A 4,217-nucleotide genomic window follows, 5' to 3' on the forward strand; every position below is an offset into this window, starting at 1 on the left:
ACCTTCTATCTCACCTCGTTCCTGTTCGTCTTCCTCGTGCTTGGTGCGGTGGCGCGTTACAATGGTTTCTCGGTCGTCTCGCTCATCCGATACATCAAGGACGAACTGCTGCTGGTACTGGGCACCTCGTCCTCGGAAGCGGCTCTTCCGGGCCTCATGAACAAGATGGAGAAGGCGGGCTGCAAGCGTTCGGTCGTGGGTCTCGTCATCCCAACCGGCTTTTCCTTTAACCTCGACGGCACCAACATCTACATGACGCTTGCGGCGCTCTTCATCGCCTAGGCGACCGACACACCGCTCTCCCTCGGCGACCAGATCCTGCTGCTGCTCGTCGCGTTGCGCGACATACGCAAGCGGGCGGCTGATCTCGATCGCCAATTGCTCGCAGCGGCGCGAAAGAGCCAGGCGACGAAGCTTCTAATGACGATTCCGGGTATCGGCGCCGTCGCGGCGGTATCCTACGTTGCAGCGATTGAAGATCCAGATAACTTCAAAACGTCGCGCTCGGTTGGCGCCTGGCTTGGGCTGACAACGCGGCGTTACCAGTCTGGCGAGGTCGACTATGACGGCCATATCTCGCGACGAGGCGACAACCATCTGCGGGGCCTGCTTTATGAAGCAGCAACGGTGATCCTCACGAGAACCAGAGCCAATAACGAAAGCCGCCTCAAGAGCTGGGGACTTAAGCTGCGTGAGCGCTTGGGCTTCAAGCGCGCCGCGGTGGCCGTCGCCCGAAAGCTCGCGGTCATTATGCACAGCATGCTCAAGACAGGAGAAGTATTCCATGCATCGGCTGGCGCCACAGCGTAAGCGACACGCCAGCCATCTCCCTCGGCGCGTCAAACCTGGTTTGAGGCACTGAGCGTCCCTGCTGCGGACGTGGGTTGGATCATTCCGTTCCGGCGGCTGCACCTCATCGAGCTGCGCCAAAAACATAGGAAGGTCCTACCTGCGAAGACCCATTATGCGGTGACACCTGTCGATCGCGAAGACAACCCTGCTCCCGGCACTGGATAGCTCTGACTGGTAAGACGGTCGCTGAGGGGACGACCAACCATTCAATTTTACACCGTGTTCGCTTTCTCCGACGCGGTGACGATGCCGAGTGCCAAAACCATCTTGACGAGTAGCGTGCGATTAGATGGGATATTCGGCTTTGCGTCTCAGCGTTGGCCATGGTGGATTGCGGTGCTGCGCTTCTGGCTGATGGTAAAACGAGGTCCTGTCTTTCAACAGCCTCAAACATCAAAGGGAGGAGCGCAGCATGAAACACTATTGTGCACTGGATGGGTCGGTGAAAGAGACCGCGGTCTGCATTGTTGATGACACAGGCAAAATTTGCCGAGAGGTGAAAGTTGCCAGTCACCCTGAGGATTTGATCTCGGTCATCAAGGATGCGAAGCGGCAAATCGAGCGGATCGGTCTTGAAGCCGGGCCACTGTCGCAATGGCTTTATGAAGGACTTGCCAAGGCAGGATTGCCGGTGATCTGCATCGAGACCAGGCATGCCAAGGCATTTTTGAAAGCCCAACGGAATAAGACGGACCGCAACGATGCGCGTGGCATGGCCCAGATGATGCGCGTCAATCTCTACCGGCCTGTACATGTGAAGACACTGACGAGCCAGAAGCACCGGGCATTGCTGACCGCGCGCAAACTCCTGCAGGAAAAAGCCATCGCCATCGCGAATGACATTCGCGGATTGTTGCGCAACTTCGGTCTGAAGGTCGGATTAGTCGGCAAGATCAAATTCGAGGAGCGGATCAATGAGCTCGTCGAAGACAGGCCTGATCTTCGTGAAATCATGCAGCCATTGTTGGCTGCACGCAAACTGTTGCGCGACGAGTTCACCAAGCTGCACAAGAAGGTTTTGGATTTGGTCCGCGAGGATGAAGTCTGTCGCCGCTTGACGACGATCCCCGGCGTCGGGCCCGTTGTCGCTCTCACCTATACGGCAACCATCGACTTTCCTGGTCGGTTTACACATTCCAAGGCGGTCGGGTCTGTGCTCGGGTTGACGCCGAAACTGAACGAGTCTGGTGAAAGCAAACGGGTCGGGCGAGTATCCTGTTGCGGTGACGCGATGATGCGATCCCTGCTGTACGAGGCAGCGCAAGTCTTGCTTGTAAACGTCAAGCAATGGTCGTGGCTAAAAGCGTGGGCGATGAACATCGCTAGACGCCGCGGCAGGCAAAAGGCGGTTGTCGCCTTGGCGCGACGGCTTGCTGTGATCATGCATCGCATGTGGAATGACGGAACCGAATTCTGTTGGGCACGGGAGAGCTTGCCTGTTGCTGCGTAGCGAGCAACCAAGGTGACAAGAACAAAAGGAGACAAGAAGAATCCGCCGCCGGTGGAAAGATGTCCTTCGCAGGACGATGGATGAGGTGAGTTCGCGTGGTTGTCTTGGTACGGTCGTTTATTGCGATCAGGTCGCCGATTAGATTGTTCCGCCTCATTCTTCTGGTCCCATAATGGGAGGGCCACGCAGGCCGATCCCGGAGAGAAGCGCGATACTGCGAAGACATCAATCACCATAAGCTGCGGACAGTCAGAAGGTGCTTAACCTCACCACGCCGAATAGAGAAGACAACCGGTCTTGTTTGTCGCATCTGCGACACAGTTCAGTTTCGTCTGCCTCTCGCCTTCCTAACGCTTAAACAGCTGAAAAGCAGTCATAAAAGCACTTCCTCGGCTTAATCAGTCAGATTGGCATGAGTTTTGAAGCTTTCCATCACAAGGCGGCGATCCACTTCGGGCCTGCACTGTGTCGTGGGTAAGCGGCGCGATGGAGCAAAGGAAGAGAAAGACTTTGGAAAAGCATCACGCTGCATGGAAGAAGAGAACATCGTCTCGCTCCATTTTGGAGTGCGATGCGATGCCGGTTCCGGCCCTCTCGAACCTGACCCCCAGTTGCCGTCGGCCGGCGCGTGATCGTGCATCTTCATCGCGCCATTCGAGTCTGAAAAAATGCCGCCCCTCGGCGAATTCGCTCGTCCTCTCTTCGCCGGACAGGCCGCTGCCCGCCGACCTTGCCGAATGTGAAAACGATCCACCTGATGAGTGGCAAGATAGAAAGAGAAAACCGAGTGGACAGCGGTTCCATCCCAGATCATATCCCGCCAATTTTGTGAAGGTCTGTTCACGTCGCCCGGCATGGCACCGGCTCCCGATGGAGACCTACGCGCAGCTGTTGCTTGCGTCCGTGGAGGGCCCCACAATCTTTTGTTCTGAGTGCCGCGTGATCACGCGCGCGCGAAACCAGCGCAAGGCGCTGCAGGACCTCGAGACCTCTTCCAGTCATCGCAGCATCTTCTCCAAAGCGCTCGGAGAAAGCTGGTCAATGATCCCGCTCGATATCGATCCACCGACCCATGGCATCTTTCTTACACTCCTAAATCCGCTGTTTTCGCCTAGGCGAGTGCGCGACTTGCTCCCCATGCGGAGGCAATGATGCATGGGGAGGCTGTCATTCAGGTCGGTGCGATCTGCTTTCGGGCCAATCCTGACGGGATCCTCGAAGTTCTCCTGATCACGACACGCGAAACCGGCCGCTGGACCATTCCGAAGGGATGGCCGATCAGGGGATTGCAGCCGCATGAAGTTGCGGAACGTGAAGCGTGGGAAGAAGCCGGCATAAAAGGCAAAGCCAAAAAGAAGCCATACGGGTACTTCGCATATCTGAAACGGCTTAGAAACGACCGCTCCATTCAGTGCGTCGTGGAAGTCCATCTCCTGAAGGTCAAGAAGGTCAGACCCACGTTTCCGGAGTGTCGAGAACGCGTGCTAGCCTGGCTCCCACCGACCGAGGCATCTTCAAAGGTTCCTGAACCGGAGCTGAAGTGTCTCATTGCCGGATTGAACGCCAAATTCAAGCTTCGGGCGGGAAAATGAAATCGCCGGCGGGCGATGGTGAACAAGCCGGCAATTTGCGTCCGTTTTCGAGAAACCAGGGCGTCAGCCCGACACGATCAGCAGTTCAGAGTGCGACCATCTTCTCGAACCTGCGCCGGACCCATCGGCTGCTTGTGGTGACGTCTCCTGATTCTAGGCTTTGAGCGCCTTGAATAAGCGCCAGACGAGGGCGCGGGTCGGCGCGACAAGCGCACCTCTTTCGGCTTTATTTCATGACGTTCGTCGTGCGGGCGCAGGTTGAGGGTCGCTCCCTGACAAACGAGGAAGTCCGCGGTATCGGCGTGCTATTCTTGATTGCGGGA

Annotated in this window: 3 protein-coding genes and 2 pseudogenes; 4 read left to right on the top strand and 1 reads right to left on the bottom strand. The window is 56.9% G+C overall.

All coding sequences use genetic code 11. The features are described 5' to 3' along the window. The 3 genes and pseudogenes from BSG20_RS34670 to BSG20_RS34680 all read left to right on the top strand — a co-directional run. A pseudogene (locus tag BSG20_RS34670) lies at nucleotides 1-279 on the top strand (cation:dicarboxylate symporter family transporter); the annotation flags it as partial. A gap of 36 nt (nucleotides 280-315) precedes the next feature. Continuing rightward, nucleotides 316-810: pseudogene (locus BSG20_RS34675) on the top strand (IS110 family RNA-guided transposase); the annotation flags it as partial. A 454-nt stretch (nucleotides 811-1,264) separates the two neighbouring features. Continuing rightward, nucleotides 1,265-2,302, top strand: a complete 1,038-nt coding sequence (locus BSG20_RS34680) for an IS110 family RNA-guided transposase (RefSeq protein WP_072382296.1) — start codon at nucleotides 1,265-1,267, stop codon at nucleotides 2,300-2,302. 394 nt (nucleotides 2,303-2,696) lie between these two features. On the opposite strand, the gene BSG20_RS36160 is transcribed toward BSG20_RS34680, so the two are convergent. Then, nucleotides 2,697-3,158 carry a hypothetical protein gene (locus BSG20_RS36160; protein WP_143147623.1) on the bottom strand — a complete coding sequence of 154 codons (462 nt, stop codon included), beginning with the start codon at nucleotides 3,156-3,158 and terminating at the stop codon, nucleotides 2,697-2,699. Between the two features lie 292 nt (nucleotides 3,159-3,450). Between BSG20_RS36160 and BSG20_RS34690 the strand changes: the two genes are divergently transcribed. Further along, nucleotides 3,451-3,894: an NUDIX hydrolase gene (locus BSG20_RS34690; protein ID WP_072382299.1), complete on the top strand. Its 444-nt coding sequence runs from the start codon at nucleotides 3,451-3,453 to the stop codon at nucleotides 3,892-3,894. Nucleotides 3,895-4,217: the final 323 nt, after the last annotated feature.

The organism is Rhizobium tibeticum (genome assembly GCF_900110205.1).
Lineage (GTDB): Bacteria > Pseudomonadota > Alphaproteobacteria > Rhizobiales > Rhizobiaceae > Rhizobium > Rhizobium tibeticum.